This is a genomic window from Streptomyces sp. NPDC002130 (assembly GCF_040296465.1).
Classification (GTDB): Bacteria; Actinomycetota; Actinomycetes; order Streptomycetales; family Streptomycetaceae; genus Streptomyces.
In genome coordinates this window covers 2,321-19,009 of the sequence record NZ_JBEOXI010000004.1, presented here as the reverse complement: position 1 = coordinate 19,009, position 16,689 = coordinate 2,321, and the positions used below count along the sequence as shown (strand labels likewise).

Annotated in this window: 12 protein-coding genes; all 12 read left to right on the top strand. The window is 74.2% G+C overall.

Features of this window, described 5'->3' with window-relative positions; all coding sequences use genetic code 11:
- Genes ABT116_RS01315 through cobC form a run of 12 tightly spaced genes read left to right on the top strand, consistent with a single transcriptional unit; the run spans position 1 to position 16,302 of the window.
- On the top strand, positions 1-1,548 hold the full coding sequence (locus tag ABT116_RS01315; RefSeq protein WP_351626135.1) for a cobyric acid synthase: 1,548 nt from the start codon (positions 1-3) through the stop codon (positions 1,546-1,548).
- Entirely contained in the window at positions 1,545-5,201 is a 3,657-nt protein-coding gene (gene cobN / locus ABT116_RS01310) for a cobaltochelatase subunit CobN (RefSeq protein ID WP_351626132.1), read from the top strand. Before ABT116_RS01315 ends, cobN begins: the two co-directional genes overlap by 4 nt.
- Positions 5,198-7,204, top strand: coding sequence for a putative cobaltochelatase (locus ABT116_RS01305; protein ID WP_351626129.1), 2,007 nt, complete (start codon positions 5,198-5,200; stop codon positions 7,202-7,204). The genes cobN and ABT116_RS01305 overlap by 4 nt, the downstream gene beginning before the upstream one ends.
- Positions 7,204-7,803: a cob(I)yrinic acid a,c-diamide adenosyltransferase gene (gene cobO / locus ABT116_RS01300; protein ID WP_351626128.1), complete on the top strand. Its 600-nt coding sequence runs from the start codon at positions 7,204-7,206 to the stop codon at positions 7,801-7,803. Before ABT116_RS01305 ends, cobO begins: the two co-directional genes overlap by 1 nt.
- Positions 7,800-9,197: a cobyrinic acid a,c-diamide synthase CobB gene (locus ABT116_RS01295; RefSeq protein WP_351626125.1), complete on the top strand. Its 1,398-nt coding sequence runs from the start codon at positions 7,800-7,802 to the stop codon at positions 9,195-9,197. Before cobO ends, ABT116_RS01295 begins: the two co-directional genes overlap by 4 nt.
- Positions 9,194-9,943, top strand: coding sequence for a precorrin-2 C(20)-methyltransferase (gene cobI, locus ABT116_RS01290; RefSeq protein ID WP_351626122.1), 750 nt, complete (start codon positions 9,194-9,196; stop codon positions 9,941-9,943). Before ABT116_RS01295 ends, cobI begins: the two co-directional genes overlap by 4 nt.
- Positions 9,944-10,002: 59 nt before the next feature.
- Positions 10,003-10,821, top strand: a complete 819-nt coding sequence (gene cobM / locus ABT116_RS01285) for a precorrin-4 C(11)-methyltransferase (RefSeq protein ID WP_351626120.1) — start codon at positions 10,003-10,005, stop codon at positions 10,819-10,821.
- Positions 10,818-12,056 (top strand): precorrin-6y C5,15-methyltransferase (decarboxylating) subunit CbiE, encoded by a 1,239-nt coding sequence (cbiE, locus tag ABT116_RS01280; RefSeq protein ID WP_351626118.1) that lies wholly within the window; start codon positions 10,818-10,820, stop codon positions 12,054-12,056. Before cobM ends, cbiE begins: the two co-directional genes overlap by 4 nt.
- Entirely contained in the window at positions 12,053-13,744 is a 1,692-nt protein-coding gene (gene cobJ, locus ABT116_RS01275) for a precorrin-3B C(17)-methyltransferase (protein WP_351626115.1), read from the top strand. Before cbiE ends, cobJ begins: the two co-directional genes overlap by 4 nt.
- Complete coding sequence (locus ABT116_RS01270) at positions 13,741-14,328, top strand: precorrin-8X methylmutase (RefSeq protein WP_351626112.1); 588 nt, start codon at positions 13,741-13,743, stop codon at positions 14,326-14,328. Before cobJ ends, ABT116_RS01270 begins: the two co-directional genes overlap by 4 nt.
- On the top strand, positions 14,325-15,257 hold the full coding sequence (locus ABT116_RS01265) for a sirohydrochlorin chelatase (protein ID WP_351626110.1): 933 nt from the start codon (positions 14,325-14,327) through the stop codon (positions 15,255-15,257). The genes ABT116_RS01270 and ABT116_RS01265 overlap by 4 nt, the downstream gene beginning before the upstream one ends.
- Entirely contained in the window at positions 15,247-16,302 is a 1,056-nt protein-coding gene (cobC, locus tag ABT116_RS01260; RefSeq protein ID WP_351626108.1) for an Rv2231c family histidinol phosphate aminotransferase CobC, read from the top strand. Before ABT116_RS01265 ends, cobC begins: the two co-directional genes overlap by 11 nt.
- Positions 16,303-16,689 lie beyond the last annotated feature (387 nt).

The window sequence follows — 16,689 nt, the reverse complement described above, 5'->3', positions numbered from 1 at the left end:
ATGAGCGGTGGGCTTCTTGTCGCCGGGACGACCAGCGACGCCGGCAAGAGCGTCGTGACCGCCGGGATCTGCCGGTGGCTGGTGCGGCAGGGCGTGAAGGTCGCGCCCTTCAAGGCGCAGAACATGTCCCTGAACTCCTTCGTGACGACGGAGGGGGCCGAGATCGGGCGGGCGCAGGCCATGCAGGCGCAGGCCTGCCGCATCGAGCCGACCGCGCTGATGAACCCCGTGCTGCTCAAGCCCGGTGGCGAGCAGAGCAGTCAGGTCGTGCTGCTGGGCAAGCCGGTCGGGGAGATGAGTGCGCGCGGCTACCACGGCGGCCGGCAACAGCGGCTGCTCGGGACGGTGCTGGACTGCCTGGAGCAGTTGCGGGGCACGTATGACGCGGTGATCTGTGAGGGGGCCGGTTCTCCCGCCGAGATCAATCTGCGGCGGACGGACATCGTGAACATGGGGATCGCCCGGAACGCCGGGCTGCCCGTGCTCGTGGTCGGCGACATCGACCGGGGCGGTGTGTTCGCCTCGTTCTTCGGGACGGTGGCGCTGCTGTCCCCCGAGGACCAGGCCTGTGTCGCCGGGTTCCTCGTCAACAAGTTCCGCGGTGACGTCTCCCTGCTGGAGCCGGGCCTGGACATGCTGCACGGGCTCACCGGGCGGCGCACCTACGGCGTGCTGCCGTTCCGGCACGGTCTCGGGATCGACGAGGAGGACGGGATGGGGGTCCCCCCTGCTCGAGCGGAGTCGAGAGCTTGGGGGAGCGTCTCCCTGCGGGGAGCGGTGCGGGAGTCCGTGGTCGCCCCGCCGGTCGGCGAGGACGTGCTGCGCGTCGCGGTCTGCGCCGTGCCGCTGATGTCCAACTTCACCGACGTGGACGCCCTGGCCGCCGAGCCGGGTGTCGTGGTGCGGTTCGTGGACCGGCCGGAGGAGCTGTCCGACGCCGACCTCGTCGTCGTGCCCGGCACCCGCGGGACGGTCCGCGCGCTGGAGTGGCTCCGCGAGCGCGGGCTCGCCGACGCGCTGGTCCGCAGGGCCGCCGAGCAGCGGCCCGTGCTCGGCATCTGCGGCGGGTTCCAGATTCTCGGCGAGCACATCGAGGACGACGTGGAGAGCCGCAGGGGCCACGTCGACGGGCTCGGGATCCTGCCCGTGCGGGTGCGGTTCGCCCGCGAGAAGACCCTCACGCGGCCGGCGGGCGAGGCCCTCGGGGAACACGTCGAGGGCTACGAGATCCACCACGGGGTCGCCGATGTCCAGGGCGGTACCCCCTTCTTGGACGGCTGCCGGGTCGGCCAGACCTGGGGCACGCACTGGCACGGCTCGCTGGAGTCGGACGGCTTCCGGCGGGCCTTTCTGCGCGAGGTGGCGGCCGCCGCGGGCCGCCGTTTCGTGCCCGCGCCGGACACCTCGTTCGCCGCGCTGCGCGAGGAGCAGCTCGACCGGCTCGGCGACCTGATCGAACAGCACGCGGACACCGACGCGCTGTGGCGGCTCATCGAGTCCGGCGCGCCGCAAGGACTGCCCTTCATTCCACCGGGAGCACCCGCATGAGCACTGTGTTGTTGTTGTCGACCGCCGACACGGACCTGCTGGCGGCCCGGGCCGCCTCCGGTGCCGACTACCGGATCGGCAACCCGACCCGCGTGGACGTCCGGGAGGAGCTCCCGGCCCTGCTGGACGGGGCGTCCGTCGCCGTCGTCCGGCTGCTCGGCGGCAAGCGGGCCTGGGAGGACGGGCTTGCCGCGCTGAAGGCCTCAGGGATCCCGACCGTGCTGCTGGGCGGCGAGGCCGTGCCGGACGCGGAGCTGATGGCCGAGTCGTCCGTGCCGGCCGGTGTCGTCGCGGAGGCGCTGAAGTACCTCGTGGAGGGCGGGCCGGAGAACCTGACCGAGCTCGCCCGGTTCCTCTCCGACACCGTGCTGCTGACGGGCGAGGGGTTCGTCGAGCCGCGGAAGATGCCGGAGTACGGCGTCCACGGCGAGCGCACCCGGGTGGAGGGCCGTCCGACCGTCGGCGTGCTCTTCTACCGGGCCCACGAGCTGAGCGGCAACACCGCCTTCGTGGACACCCTGTGCGACGCGATCGAGGCGCGGGGCGCCAACGCGCTGCCCGTGTACTGCGGTTCACTGCGCGGGGCGGACGAGGGGCTGTACGAGATCCTCGGGCAGGCGGACGCCCTGGTCGCCACCGTGCTCGCGGCCGGTGGCACCCACGCCTCGCAGGCCTCGGCGGGCGGTGACGAGGAGGCCTGGGACATCGGCGCCCTCGCCGAGCTGGACATCCCCGTGCTGCAGGGCCTTTGTCTGACGTCCTCGCGGCAGGCCTGGGCGGAGTCGGACGCCGCCCTGTCCCCCATGGACGCCGCGATGCAGGTGGCGATCCCGGAGTTCGACGGGCGGCTGATCACCGTGCCGTTCTCCTTCAAGGAGCAGGGCCCGGACGACGTGCCCGTGTACGTGGCCGACCCGGAGCGTGCCTCGCGCGTCGCCGGTATCGCCGTACGGCACGCGCGGCTGAAGCACAAGGAGAACGCCGAGAAGAAGCTCGCGCTGGTCTTCACCGCGTACCCGACCAAGCACTCGCGGGTCGGCAATGCGGTCGGGCTCGACACCCCGGCCTCGGCGGTGCGGGTGCTGGACGCGCTGCGGGACGCCGGGTACGTCGTCGAGGGGCATCCGGACGAGGGTGACGAGCTGATCCACCGGCTCATCAACGCCGGTGGGCACGACGTGGAGTGGCTGACGGAGGAGCAGCTGGCCGCCGCGCCCGCGCGGGTGCCGCTGGCGGACTACCGGGCGTGGTTCGAGAAGCTCGACCCGGAGCTGCGGGACGCCATGACCGAGGCGTGGGGCGAGCCGCCGGGCAGCCTCTACGTCGACGGCGACGACATCGTGCTGGCGTCCCTGCAGTTCGGGAACGTCGTCGTGATGATCCAGCCGCCGCGCGGCTTCGGCGAGAACCCGATCGCGATCTACCACGACCCGGACATGCCGCCGTCCCACCACTACATGGCGGCCTACCGGTGGCTGGAGAACAGTTTCGGCGCCGACGCGATCGTCCACATGGGCAAGCACGGCACGATGGAGTGGCTGCCCGGCAAGGGCCTCGGGCTCAGCGGCGGCTGCGCCCCGGACGCGGTCCTCGGCGACCTGCCGCTGGTCTACCCGTTCATCGTCAACGACCCGGGCGAGGGCACCCAGGCCAAGCGGCGCGGGCACGCCACCGTCGTCGACCACCTCGTGCCGCCGATGGCCCGGGCCGACACCTACGGCGACCTGGCCAAGCTGGAGCAGCTCCTCGACGAGTACGCGCTGGTCTCCGACCTGGATCCGGCGAAGGCCCCGACCGTGCGCGCCCAGATCTGGACGCTGGTCAAGGCTGCCGAGCTCCACCACGACCTGCACGTCGACGAGCAGCCGGACGACGCGGAGTTCGACGAGTTCGTCATGCACATCGACGGCTATCTGTGCGAGATCAAGGACGTGCAGATCCGCGACGGCCTGCACATCCTGGGCGGCGGGCCGGTCGGTGAGCCGCGCGTCAACCTCGTGCTGGCCGTGCTGCGCGCCTCGCAGGTGTGGGGCGGGCAGGCCAACGCGCTGCCCGGGCTCAGGGCTTCGCTGGCGCAGCACTTCGGGCTGGTGGAGAAGGAGCTGCTGGCCGAGCCGGGGGCTCCGGTGAAGGTGCCCGTCGAGCTGACGGACCTGGTGGACGGCCCGGCCCGCAGCGCCGCCGACGCGATCGACCTGCTGGAGCAGCTGTGCCGGCGGATCGCGGAGGGCATGGAGGAGCGCGGCTGGGCGGTCGCCGAGAGCGCGCCGCTGGTCCGGGAGGTCCTCGGCACCGAACTGCCCGAGGCGGTCGCCGTGCTGGAGTTCGCCTGCACCGAGGTCGTGCCGCGGCTGGAGAAGACCACCGACGAGATCGGGCACATCCTGCGGGCGCTGCGGGGCGGTTACGTCCCGGCCGGCCCGTCCGGTTCGCCGACCCGCGGGCTGGTCAACGTCCTGCCGACGGGCCGGAACTTCTACTCCGTCGACCCCAAGGCCATTCCGTCCCGGCTGAGCTGGGAGGTCGGGCAGTCGCTCGCCGACTCGCTGGTGCAGCGGTATCTCCAGGACACCGGCGAGTACCCGAAGTCCGTCGGCCTGACGGTGTGGGGCACCTCCGCGATGCGCACCCAGGGCGACGACATCGCCGAGATCCTGGCGCTGCTGGGCTGCCGGCCGGTGTGGGACGACGCCTCGCGGCGGGTGACCGGGTTCGAGGTGATCCCCCTGGCGGAGCTCGGCCGGCCGCGCATCGACGTGACGGTCCGCATCTCGGGCTTCTTCCGGGACGCGTTCCCGCACGTGGTGGGGCTGATCGACGACGCCGTGCGCAAGGTGGCCGAGCTGGACGAGCCGGCCGAGTCCAACTACGTCCGGGCCCACGCCGACCAGGACACCGCCGAGCACGGCGACCGCCGCCGGGCCACGGCCCGCATCTTCGGCTCCAAGCCGGGGGCGTACGGGGCGGGTCTGCTGCCGCTGATCGACGCCCGCAACTGGCGCTCCGACGCGGACCTCGCCGAGGTGTACGCGGTGTGGGGCGGCTACGCCTACGGCCGGGGGCTCGACGGGCGGGCCGCGCGCGGAGACATGGAGACGGCGTTCAAGCGGATCGCCGTCGCCGCGAAGAACGTCGACACCCGTGAGCACGACCTCGTCGACGCCGACGACTACTTCCAGTACCACGGCGGCATGGTCGCCATGGTGCGGCACCTGACGGGCGCGAGCCCCGAGGCGTACGTCGGCGACTCGGCCACCCCGGACCAGGTGAAGACCCGCACGCTGGGCGAGGAGACGCACCGCGTGTTCCGCGCCCGGGTGGTCAACCCGCGCTGGATGGCGGCCATGCGGCGGCACGGCTACAAGGGCGCCTTCGAGATGGCGGCGACCGTGGACTACCTGTTCGGGTACGACGCCACGGCCGGGGTCGTGGACGACTGGATGTACGAGAAGCTCAGCGCCGAGTACGTCTTCGACCCGGAGAACCGGGACTTCATGAAGAAGTCCAACCCCTGGGCGCTGCGCGGCATCACCGAGCGGCTGCTGGAGGCCGCAGAGCGCGGACTGTGGGCCGAGCCGGACGCGGAGACGCTGGAACGGCTGCGCGCCACGTATCTGGAACTCGAAGGCGACCTGGAGGGCGACGAGAAGTGACCACCCCCTTTCCGTTCACGGCCGTCGTGGGCCAGGACGACCTGCGGCTCGCGCTGCTGCTGAACGCGGTGTCCCCGGCGGTCGGCGGTGTGCTGGTGCGCGGCGAGAAGGGCACGGCCAAGTCGACGGCGGTGCGGGCGCTGTCGGCGCTGCTGCCCAAGGTCCCGGTCGTCCCCGGCTGCCGTTTCTCGTGCGACCCCGCCTCCCCCGACCCGGGGTGCCCGGACGGACCCCACGAGGCAGGCGGCGGTGTCGAGAGGGCCGCCCGCATGGTCGAACTGCCCGTCGGCGCCTCCGAGGACCGGCTGGTCGGCGCGCTGGACATCGAGCGGGCCCTCTCCGAGGGCGTGAAGGCCTTCGAGCCGGGCCTGCTGGCCGACGCGCACCGCGGGATCCTCTACGTCGACGAGGTCAACCTCCTCCACGACCACCTGGTCGACCTGCTGCTGGACGCCGCCGCGATGGGCGCCTCGTACGTCGAGCGCGAGGGCGTCTCCGTGCGGCACGCCGCCCGGTTCCTGCTCGTCGGCACCATGAACCCCGAAGAGGGCGAGCTGCGGCCGCAGTTGCTCGACCGGTTCGGGCTGACCGTGGAGGTCGCGGCCTCGCGGGAGCCGGACCAGCGGGTGGAGGTCGTCAGGCGGCGGCTGGCCTACGACGACGACCCGGACGGGTTCGCCGCGCGCTGGGCCGAGGAGGAGGCCGCCGTACGGGCCCGGATCGTCGCCGCCCGGGAGCTGCTGCCGTCCGTGCGGCTGGGCGACGGGGCGCTGCGGCAGATCGCGGCGACCTGTGCGGCCTTCGAGGTCGACGGCATGCGCGCGGACATCGTGATGGCGCGGACCGCCACCGCGCTGGCGGCCTGGGCCGGGCGTACGGACGTGCTCGCGGAGGACGTCCGGCAGGCGGCGCTGCTCGCGCTGCCGCACCGGCGGCGGCGCAACCCCTTCGACGCGCCGGGGCTCGACGAGGACAAGCTCGACGAGACGTTGGAGGAGTTCGGCGGCTCGGACGACGACGATCCGGATCCGGATCCGGACCCCGGTCCTGACGGCCCCGGCGGGGGCGGCGGCGGACAGCCGGAACCCGACGACGCGCCCCAGGGCGACGGTGACACCGCGGCCCGGCCCGAGGCCGGTGAGGGCGGGCAGCCGCAGCCCTCGGGGGCCGGCGAGCAGTCGGCCGTACGGGCTTCCGAGCCGTTTCGCACCAAGGTGCTGAGCGTGCCCGGGATCGGTGAGGGTGCCGCCGGGCGGCGTTCACGGGCGCGGACCGAGCACGGACGGACGACCGGGGCCAGGCGGCCCCGGGGCGCGCTCACCAAGCTGCACCTGGCGGCGACCGTGCAGGCGGCGGCGCCGCACCAGCGGGCGCGCGGACGGTCCGGGCCGGGCCTGGTCGTGCGCCGGGACGATCTGCGGCAGGCCACCCGCGAGGGGCGCGAGGGCAATCTCGTGCTGTTCGTGGTGGACGCCTCCGGGTCGATGGCGGCACGGCAGCGGATGAGCGCCGTGAAGGGCGCCGTGCTGTCGCTGCTGCTGGACGCCTACCAGCGGCGCGACAAGGTGGGCCTGGTGACCTTCCGCGGCTCGGACGCGGACGTCGCGCTGCCGCCGACCTCGTCGGTGGACGCGGCGGCGGCCCGGCTGGAGACGCTGCCGACCGGCGGGCGTACGCCGCTCGCCGCGGGGCTGCTGCGCGCGCACGACGTGCTGCGCGTGGAGCGGCTGCGGGATCCCGCGCGGCGGCCGCTGGTCGTGCTGGTGACGGACGGGCGGGCCACCGGCGGTCCCGAGCCGGTCGCCCTGGCCGGGCGGGCGGCGCGGCTGTTCGCGGGCGACGGGGTCGCGTCGGTCGTCGTGGACTGCGAGTCGGGGCCGGTACGGCTCGGGCTCGCCGGACAGCTCGCGGGTGAACTGGGCGGTACGGCCGTGACATTGGACGAGCTGCGCGCGGACAGCATCGCCGGGCTCGTGAAGGACGTGCAGAGGAGGGCCGCGTAATGCCGCAGGGACAGCCGAGTGTGGTGCCGGACGACGGACTGACGACCCGCCAGCGCCGGAACCGGCCGCTGGTCGTCGTGCACACGGGCGTCGGCAAGGGCAAGTCCACCGCCGCCTTCGGGCTCGCGCTGCGGGCCTGGAACCAGGGGTGGCCGATCGGGGTGTTCCAGTTCGTCAAGTCGGCGAAGTGGAAGGTCGGCGAGGAGAACGCGCTGCGGGTGCTCGGCGCCTCCGGCGAGGGCGGGCCCGTCGACTGGCACAAGATGGGCGAGGGCTGGTCCTGGGTGCAGCGCGATGCCCAGATGGACAACGAGGAGAAGGCCCGGGAGGGCTGGGAGCAGGTCAAGCGGGACCTGGCGGCCGAGACGTACAAGCTGTACGTGCTCGACGAGTTCGCGTACCCGATGCACTGGGGGTGGGTGGACACCGATGAGGTCGTCGACGTCCTGCGGAACCGGCCCGGCACCCAGCATGTGGTGATCACCGGGCGGAACGCGCCCGAGAAGCTCGTGGACTTCGCCGATCTCGTGACCGACATGTCCAAGGTCAAGCACCCCATGGACGCGGGCCAGAAGGGCCAGAGGGGCATCGAGTGGTGAGTGCTTCCGTCCCACGGCTGGTCATCGCCGCGCCCTCCTCGGGCAGCGGCAAGACCACCGTCGCCACGGGGTTGATGGCCGCGTTCGCCGCGCGGGGGCTCGCCGTGTCCCCGCACAAGGTCGGGCCGGACTACATCGACCCCGGGTACCACGCGCTCGCGACCGGGCGGGTGGGACGGAACCTCGACGCGTACCTGTGCGGGCCCGAGCTGGTCGGGCCGCTGTTCCTGCACGGGGCACGGGGGTGTGACATCGCCGTGGTCGAGGGCGTGATGGGGCTGTACGACGGAGCCGCGGGCGAGGGTGAACTCGCCTCCACCGCGCATGTGGCGAAGCTGCTGCGGGCGCCGGTGGTGCTGGTCGTGGACGCGTCGTCGCAGTCCCGGTCGGTGGCGGCGCTGGTGCACGGGTTCGCCTCCTGGGACCCGGAGGTGCGGGTCGGGGGCGTGATCCTGAACAAGGTCGCCTCGGACCGGCACGAGGAGCTGCTGCGGGAGGCGTTGGAGCAGGCCGGGGTGCCGGTGCTGGGGGTGTTGCGGCGGGCTGCGCAGGTTTCCACGCCGTCGCGGCATCTCGGGCTGGTTCCTGTTGCCGAACGGCAGGGTGCGGCGGTCGAGGCTGTCGCGGCGATGGCTGCGCAGGTGGCCGACGGGTGTGACCTGGAAGCGCTGGAGGCATTGGCACGTACTGCCGGAGCCGTACCAGGGGGCTCCGCCCCCTGGACCCCCGCCTCGCCCGCCCACCACCCGACGCGGTCGGACGAGAGGCCCACGCGGGCGGACGAGCAGCGCGCGCCCGTCGTAGCCGTCGCTGGTGGGTCCGCGTTCACCTTTTCCTACGCCGAGCACACCGAGCTGCTTGCCGCCGCCGGGGCCGAGGTAGTCGTCTTCGACCCCCTGCGGGACGAGGAACTGCCCGCAGGGACCGCCGGGCTGGTGATCGGGGGTGGGTTCCCCGAGGTGTACGCCGCCGAGCTGTCCGCCAACGAACCCCTGCGCAAGGCCGTTGCCGAGCTGGCGGCGAGCGGCGCTCCCGTGGCCGCCGAGTGTGCCGGGCTGCTGTATCTGTGCCGGGAGCTGGACGGGCTGCCGATGTGCGGGGTGCTGGATGCCCAGGCGCGGATGACCGAGCGGCTCACGCTGGGATACCGGGACGCCGTCGCCGTCGGCGACAGTGTGCTCGCGTCCGCCGGGACGCGGATGCGCGGGCACGAGTTCCACCGGACCGTCGTGGAGCCCGGCTCGGGGACGGAGCCCGCCTGGGGGGTCCGCGGGCCCCGGCCGCGGGTCGAAGGTTTTGTACAGCGCGGTGTGCACGCGAGCTATCTGCACACGCACTGGGCGTCCGAGCCCGGTGTCGCCCGTCGGTTCGTGGAGAGGTGCCGGACGTCATGAGCAGCAGGCTGGTCGGAGTCGGGGTCGGGCCCGGGGATCCGGAGCTGGTGACCGTCAAGGGCGTCAACGCCCTGCGGGAAGCCGAGGTCGTGGTGGTGCCCGTGATGGCCGCGCCCGACGGGAAGGACGGCGGGGAGCGCGGGCGGGCCGAGGCGACCGTGTTGCACTACGTGCCCGAGGAGAAGGTCGTCCGGGTCGTGTTCGCGTTGAACGAGCGCAGCGACCGGGCGCGTCGCGAGGCCGCCTGGGACGCGGCCGGCGAGCGGGTCGCCGCGTTGCTGCGGCGGCACCCGTCGGTGGCCTTCGCGACCATCGGGGACCCCAACGTGTACTCGACGTTCACCTACCTCGCGCAGACCATCGCCGAGCTCGTGCCCGGGACCGTCGTCGAGACGGTGCCCGGTATCACCGCCATGCAGGACCTCGCCGCCCGGTCGGGTGCCGTGCTGACCGAGGGGACCGAGCCGCTCACGCTCGTGCCCGTCACCGCCGGGTCGGCCGTGCTGAAGGACGCCCTGGCCGGGCCCGGGACCGTGGTCGCCTACAAGTTCGGGCGGCAGGCGCACGAGGTCGCCGAGGCGCTGCGGGAGACCGGGCGGCTCGGCGACGCCGTGTGGGGGTCGGCGCTCGGCCTGCCGGAGGAGTCCGTACGCCGGGCCGCCGAGCTCGACGACACGCCCCTGCCCTATCTGTCGACGCTCATCGCACCCGCCCGGCGCGACGGCGGCCGCGGCGGAAAGCTCTGACGCGCCCGTCCCCCCTCACCCCTCCCCCGTTCCACCCCCTGTACGAGAGGACCCATCCCATGGCCGACGCCCCCGCCGGCAAAGTGACCTTCGTCGGTGCCGGCCCCGGCGCCGCCGACCTGCTGACGTTCCGCGCCGCGCGCGCCATCGCCGAGGCCGACGTCGTGATCTGGGCGGCCAGCCTGGTCCAGGAGGAGGTCCTGGAGCACGCCCGCGAGGACGCGGAGATCCTCGACTCGGCGACCATGTCCCTGGAGGACGTCGTCGCCGTGTACGTGCGGGCCCGCGGCGAGGGGCTGAAGGTCGCCAGGATCCATTCCGGCGACCCGGCCCTGTGGGGCGGCACCCAGGAGCAGGTCGACCGGTGTGCCGAGATCGGCATCGCCACCGAGATCGTGCCCGGGGTGTCCTCCTTCTCGGCCGTCGCGGCGCTCGCGCAGCGCGAGCTGACCATCCCGGAGGTCGCGCAGTCCGTCGTGCTGACCCGGCTCGGCGGCGGCAAGACGCCCATGCCGCCCGGGGAGGAGGTCCGGGAGTTCGCCAAGCACGGCACCACCATGGCGGTGTTCCTCTCCGCCGCCCGCAGCGGGCAGCTCGTGCGGGAGCTGCTGGAGGGCGGCTACCCGACCACGACCCCGGTGGTCGTGGCGTACCAGGCGACCTGGCCGGAGGAGCTGGTCGTGAAGTGCACGATCGGCACGCTGGAGGAGACGGTCAAGGAGCACAAGCTCTGGAAGCACACCCTGTTCCTGGTCGGCCCGGCGCTCGACGCGCACGGCACCCGTTCGCACCTGTACCACCCGGGGCACTTCCACGGCTACCGCAAGGCCGACCCGGAGGCCCGCCGGGCGCTGCGCGAGCGGGGGGCGAGTACGTGATCACGGTGGTCGGCACGGGGACGGGGGCGGCGCCTTGCGACGACGTCCTCGCCGGTGCCGGGCTGGTCGTGGGCGGGCGGCGGCATCTCGACGCCGTACGGCTGCCCGAGACCGCGGAGCGGGTCGTGCTCGGGCCGCTCGCGCCGGCCCTCGACACCATCGGCGCCTACGTCGCGAAGGACCGTCCCGTTGTGGTGCTGGCCTCCGGCGACCCCGGGTTCTTCGGGATCGTGCGGGTGCTGGCCGAGCGGTTCGGGCCGGAGCGGCTGCAAGTGCGGCCTGGGGTGTCGTCCGTCGCCGCCGCGTTCGCGCGGACCGGGCTGCCGTGGGACGACGCCGTGGTGGTGAGCGCCCACGGGCGGGAGCTGCGGACGGCTGTCAACGTGTGCCGGTCGCAGGCGAAGACGGCCGTGCTGACCGGGCCGGGCGCGGGTCCGGCGGAGCTGGGTGCCGCGTTGCGGGACGTGCCGCGGGTGCTGGTCGTCGCCTCCGGTCTGGGCTCGGAGGCGGAGCGCGTGGAGCGGGTGACGCCCGCCGAGGCGGCCGCCCGGGACTGGGGTACGGCGGTGAACGTGGTGCTGTGCCTGGACGAGGCGCGGACGCTCGGACCCGCGCGGACGGTCGCGGGGCCCGGTGAGCGGCCCCCCGGCTGGGCTCTGGACGAGGCGGACTTCACCCACCGGGACTCGATGATCACCAAGTTCGAGGTGCGGGCGCTGGCCCTGGCCCGGCTGGGCCCGCGCCCGGGTGACCTGGTGTGGGACGTGGGCGCGGGCTCGGGGTCCGTGGCCGTGGAGTGCGCGCGGCTGGGTGCGGCCGTGACCGCCGTGGAGAAGACCGCGGACGGGGTGGAGCGGGTCCGCGCCAACGCCGCCGCGCACGGTGTGGACGTGCACGTGGTGCGGGGCGCGGCACCGGACGCGCTGGCGGATCTCGCCGAGGAACCCGACGCCGTGTTCGTGGGGGGCGGCGGGCGTGAACTGCCCGCGATCGTCGCCGCGTGCGCGCGGCGTGCCCGGCGCACGGTGGTCGTCGCGATGGCGGCGCTCGACCGGGTACCGGCCGCGCGCGAGGCCCTGACGGACGCCGGCCTCTCCTGCGACGGCGTGCTGCTGCAGTCGTCGCGGCTCGCGCCGCTGCCCGGGGACGTGACCCGGCTCGCGGCGACCAACCCCGTTTTCCTGCTGTGGGGCGTCCGGCCTCCGGCAGCCATCGAAGAAGGAGTCGCTCAGTGATCGGCCTCATTTCCGCCACGGCGGCGGGAGCGGCTGCGCGGGACCGGCTGGCCGCCGCGTGGCCGGACCGCACCCGTGTCTACGAAGGTCCCGTCGGGGACGCCGTACGGACCGCGTTCGCTCAGTGCGAGCAGCTCGTGTGCTTCCTGGCGACGGGGGCGGTGGTGCGGCTGGTGGCACCGCTGCTGTCCGGCAAGACCGAGGACCCGGGCGTGGTGTGCGTCGACGAGGGCGGGCGGTTCGCCGTGTCGCTGCTGGGCGGGCACGCGGGCGGCGCCAACGAACTGGCCCGCGAAGTGGGTGACTTGCTGGGCGCCGAGCCGGTGGTGACGACGGCCACGGACGCCGTTGACCTGCCGGGCCTGGACACCCTCGGTCTGCCCGTGGAGGGCGATGTCGCCGGGGTGTCGCGGGCGCTGCTGGACGGCGAGGCGGTGGCGCTGCGGGCCGAGGTGGCCTGGCCGCTGCCGCCGCTGCCGGTGACGGAGGAGGGGCCGTACACGATCCGGCTCACCGACCGGCTGGTGGCGGTGGCCGAGCGCGAGGTGGTGCTGCGTCCGCCGACCCTGGTCGTCGGGGTCGGGGCTTCGAAGGGCGCTCCCGTGGAGGAGGTCCTCGGGCTGGTCCGGGACGCCCTGCGGGAGGCCGGGCTGTCCGAGGCGTCCGTCGCCGGGCTGGCCACCGTCGACGCCAAGGCCGGGGAGCCCGGCATCGTCGAGGCCGCGGGGCGGCTCGGGGTGCCGCTGGTGACGTACTCCGCCGAGGAGCTGGCCGGGGTCGACGTGCCCAACCCGTCCGACGCGCCGCTCGCGGCCGTCGGGACGCCGTCCGTGGCGGAGGCCGCCGCGCTCGTCGGCGGGGGTGAACTGCTCGTCCCCAAGCGGAAGTCGGCCGCGAGCCCGGCGATGGCGACCTGTGCCGTCGTACGGCGGCCGGGGCGCGGGCGGCTCGCGGTGGTCGGGCTCGGGCCCGGCGCCCGGGACCTGCTGACGCCGCGCGCGCAGGCCGAACTGCGGCGGGCCTCGGTGCTCGTGGGGCTCGACCAGTACGTCGACCAGATCCGTGATCTGCTGCGGCCCGGCACCCGGATCCTGGAGTCGGGGCTCGGGGCGGAGGAGGAGCGGGCGCGCACGGCGGTCGAGGAGGCCCGCAAGGGGCAGGCCGTCGCGCTGATCGGCAGCGGGGACGCGGGCGTCTACGCCATGGCCTCCCCCGCGCTGGCCGAGGCCTCCGACGACATCGACGTGGTCGGGGTGCCCGGCGTGACGGCGGCGCTCGCGGCCGGTGCGATCCTGGGCGCCCCGCTGGGCCACGACCACGTGTCGATCAGCCTGTCCGACCTGCACACGCCGTGGGAGGTCATCGAGCGGCGGGTACGGGCGGCGGCCGAGGCGGACATCGTGGTCACCTTCTACAACCCCCGTTCCCGCGGCCGCGACTGGCAGCTCCCCAAGGCACTGGGCATCCTCGCCGAGCACCGGACACCGCAGACGCCGGTCGGTGTGGTGCGCAACGCCTCGCGTCCGGACGAGTCCAGCCGGCTCACCACGCTGGGCGCGCTCGACCCGGCGACGGTCGACATGATGACGGTCGTGACCGTGGGCAACACGGCGACCCGGGAGATCGCGGGGCGCATGGTGACCCCGCGCGGCTACCGCTGGCAGTCGGCGCAGGAGGGCTCCGAGTGAACCGTGTCGTCCATCCCATCGAGGTGGAGTCCTACCGGCGCATGCGCGCCCGGCTGGACACCTCGCACTTCCCGCCGCTGACCCGGGCGGTCGTGGAGCGGGTCGTCCATTCCGCCGCCGACCTCGACTACGCCACCGACCTCGTGATGGACGAGGCCGACCTGGAGAAGGCGCACGCGGCGCTGCACGCCGGGGCGCCCGTGGTCGTGGACGTGGCGATGGTCGGCGCCGGCATCACCCGGCGCGAGACCGTCTGCCGCCTGAAGGACGCCGAGTCCGGTCCCGGTCTGACCCGGTCCGCGCACGCCATCCGGCTCGCCCACGAGCAGGTCGGGCCCGGCGCCCTCTGGGTGATCGGCAACGCGCCGACCGCGCTGGAGGAGCTGCTGACGCTCGACGCCGACCCCGCGCTCGTCATCGGGCTGCCCGTCGGTTTCGTCGGTGCCGTCGAATCGAAGGCCGCGCTGCGCGAGAGCGGGCTGCCCGCCGTGAGCAACGTGTCCGAGAAGGGCGGGTCGGCGGTCGCCGCCGCCGCGCTCAACGCCCTGCTGTACCACCCCACTTCTGCCGAGGAGAAACTGTGACCACCCCGCCCGCCCTGCTCATCGCCGGACACGGCACCCGGGACGACGCCGGAGCCGAGGCGTTCCGCGACTTCGTACGGCAGCTGGGAGCCCGGCACCCCGAACTGCCCGTCGCGGGCGGCTTCATCGAGCTGTCCCCGCCGCCGCTGGGCGAGGCCGTCACCGAGCTGGTGGAGCAGGGCGTACGGCGTTTCGCCGCCGTCCCGCTGATGCTGGTGTCCGCCGGGCACGCCAAGGGCGACATCCCGGCTGCCCTGGCCCGCGAGAAGGAGCGGCACCCGGGCATCTCGTACACCTACGGGCGTCCGCTCGGCCCGCATCCGGCGCTGCTGAACGTGCTGGAGCGGCGGCTGGACGAGGCCCTGGGGTCGGCGGGCCGTACGCCCGGTGACCGTTCCGACGTGACGGTGCTGCTGGTGGGACGCGGCTCCACGGACCCGGACGCCAACGCCGAGGTGCACAAGGCGGCCCGGCTGCTGTGGGAGGGGCGCGGGTACGCGGGTGTCGAGACGGCGTTCGTGTCGCTGGCGGCGCCGGACGTGCCGAGCGGTCTCGACCGCTGTGTGCGGCTGGGCGCGCGCCGGATCGTGGTCCTGCCCTACTTCCTGTTCACGGGCATCCTGCCGGACCGGGTGCGGCACCAGACGGAGGGCTGGGCGGCCGCGCACCCGGAGGCCGAGGTGCTGTCGGCCGACGTCATCGGGCCGGAGCCGGAGCTGCTGGACCTGGTGTGGGAGCGGTACGAGGAGGCCGTCAAGGGCGATCTGCGGATGAACTGCGACTCGTGCGTGTACCGCATCGCGCTGCCGGGCTTCGAGGACAAGGTGGGCATGCCGCAGCAGCCGCACTTCCACCCGGACGACGACGACCACCACCACGGGCACGGTCACGGGCATCACCACCACGGCGCTCACTCGCATGCGCACTGAGAGCGGGCACGATCTGCGTCACCACGGGGACGCGGAGGTCCGTGACGACGGCCGGGCGCTCGTCGACCTGGCCGTGAACGTCCGCGCGGAGACGCCGCCGGTCTGGCTGCGGGAGCACATCGCCGCGTCCCTCGGCGGGCTCGCGGCCTACCCCGACGGGCGGGCCGCGCGGGCGGCGGTGGCCGCGCGGCACGGACTGCCGGTGGAGCGGGTGCTGCTGACGGCTGGCGCGGCGGAGGCGTTCGTGCTGCTGGCGCGGGCGCTGAAGGTGCGGCGGCCGGTCGTCGTGCATCCCCAGTTCACGGAGCCGGAGGCGGCGCTGCGGGACGCGGGGCACACGGTCGGCCGGGTGCTCCTGCCGGAGGCGGACGGCTTCCGGCTGGACCCGGCGGCCGTCCCCGAGGACGCGGACTTCGTGGTGATCGGCAATCCGACGAACCCGACGTCGGTGCTGCACCCGGCGGACGCGATCGCCTCACTCGCCCGGCCCGGGCGGGTGCTGGTGGTGGACGAGGCGTTCATGGACGCGGTGCCGGGCGAACGCGAGGCCCTGGCCGGGCGCGTCGACGTGCCCGGCCTCGTGGTGCTGCGCAGCCTGACCAAGACGTGGGGCCTGGCCGGGCTGCGGATCGGATATGTGCTGGCGGCGCCGGAGATCGTCGAGGACCTCCAGCGGGCACAGCCCCTGTGGCCGGTGTCGACCCCTGCGCTGGCCGCAGCCGAGGCGTGCGTCGGGCCCCGGGCGGTGGCGGAGGCGGCCCACGCGGCGCACCGCATCGCCGCGGACCGCTCCCATCTGCTGACCGGCCTCGCCCGTTTCTCCCCGGCCGGGCTACGGGTGGCCGGGCCCGCCGAGGGCCCCTTCGTCCTGGTCCGCCTGCCCCGGGCGTCCACCGTCCGCCGGCGCCTGCGCGACCTCGGCTGGGCCGTGCGCCGCGGGGACACGTTCCCCGGCCTGGACGAGGAGTGGCTGCGACTGGCGGTACGGGACCGCAGGACGACCGACGGGTTCCTGGAGGCACTGGAGCGGGCGCTGCAGCACTGAGGGCCGGGTTCGAACGGGCGCGGGGCAGGGCCCTGGCGCCCCGCCGGGCCGACCCGAACCGCTGATGCCCGTCGTTCTGCGGGCGAACCAAGCCCAACGCCCCAGCGGCCCGTGACGCACTGAGCCCAGGCCCCCGCGCGACTCGAGCAAGCCTCGGACCACTGAGGCCCGAGAATCCGCAACGGGCTCACCTCGCTCACCCAACCCGGACCCCCGACAGCCCCGGACACACTGAGCCCAGGCCCCCGCGCGACTCGAGCAAGCCTCGGACCGCTGAGGCCCGAGAATCCTCAACGGGCTCACCTCGCTCACCCAACCCGGACCCCCGACAGCCCCGGACACACTGAGCCCAGGCCCCCGCGCGACTCGAGCAAGCCTCGGACCGCT